The sequence below is a fragment of the Roseivivax marinus genome, assembly GCF_900109705.1.
In the GTDB taxonomy this organism is placed as follows: domain Bacteria; phylum Pseudomonadota; class Alphaproteobacteria; order Rhodobacterales; family Rhodobacteraceae; genus Roseivivax; species Roseivivax marinus.
On record NZ_FOAI01000037.1, the window covers coordinates 1 to 1,252 of the forward strand.

The window sequence follows — 1,252 nt, forward strand, 5'->3', positions numbered from 1 at the left end:
TCACGTCCAGCACCTGCGATCTTTCCATGGTCCGGTCTCCTGAGGCTGTCGTAGCGTCTGCAATCGGCGACCGGCTCGCAGCTCAGGCGCAGTGCGTCCGGCGTCGCGATGGTCAATGGCGGCGCCGGCTCGCGGCGGCGGGCGAGGATGTTCAAGACGACGGCAGACGAATGGACGCCCTCGCTCAGAGCCTCGGCGCAGGCCGCGTCCACCGCGTCCAGGCCGTCGGTCAGGATCGCGCTGAGGATCTCGACCATCTGGCGGTCGCCGTTCGGCACCCGGCCGAGCTTGCGCTGCACGCGTCGCATTGCCGGCGGCAGCTCCCAGTCCTTGAATGGTGCCCCGTTCCGGAGAGCCCCGGGCTTGCGGGCGAGCACCGGGACGTAATGCAGCGGATCGAAGATGTCCTTGCCGCGGCCGAAGGCGCGGTCGTGCTCGCCCACGATCTTGCCGTCCTGCCAGATCTCGATGCGCTCGGCGTAGGCACGAACCTCGACAGCCCGGCCGACGGCGCAGGCGTCGACCGAGTATCGGTTGTTATCGAACCGCACGAGGCAGGTCTTCGACACGGAGGCAGGCACCGCGTGGAAGCCGTCGAACCGCCCGGCATATGGCACAAGGCTCGGCTGTTCCTCCTCGAACACCTCCCAGGTCGTTCGGTCGCGCACCTCCGGATGGGGGTGCAACTTCGCCCAGGCGACGCAGCGGTCCTCGAGCCACGCGTTGAGCTCGGCGTAGCTCTTGAACCGCGGCCGCGGCACGAAGAACCGCCGGCGGACCACGCCGACCTGGTTCTCGATCTGGCCCTTCTCCCAGCCCGAGGCAGGCGTGCAGGCGACCGGAGCGACGAGGTAATGACCGCACATCTGCTGGAAGCGGCGATTGTAGGCGCGATCCCGGCCGACGAAGATCGTGTCCACCGCCGTCTTCATGTTGTCGTAGATGCCCCGCGCGCAGGCCCCGCCGAAGAAGGCGAACGCCTTGTCGTGCGCGTCGAAGACCATCTCCTGGCTCTCGCGGGGATAGGCCCGCACGAACAGCATCCGACTGTAGCAGAGCCGGACATGCGCGACCTTCACCGTCGTGGTCACCCCGTCGATCAGGACGACCTCATGGCTCCAGTCGAATTGATAGGCTTCGCCGGGATCAAAGCTCAGGGGCACGTAGGCGGCGGCCGAGGCCTCGCGCTCCGCCCTCGCCCATGACGAGGCGTAGCGCCGAACGGCATCATAGCCGCCTTCGTAGCCGAGCG

The 1,252-nt window shown here is 67.8% G+C and carries 1 protein-coding gene; it reads right to left on the bottom strand.

Annotation, left to right across the window (positions count from 1 at the left end; genetic code table 11):
- The coding region (gene istA, locus BMX29_RS18685; RefSeq protein WP_139197125.1) for an IS21 family transposase at positions 1-1,252 on the bottom strand (1,252 nt) is incomplete at both ends.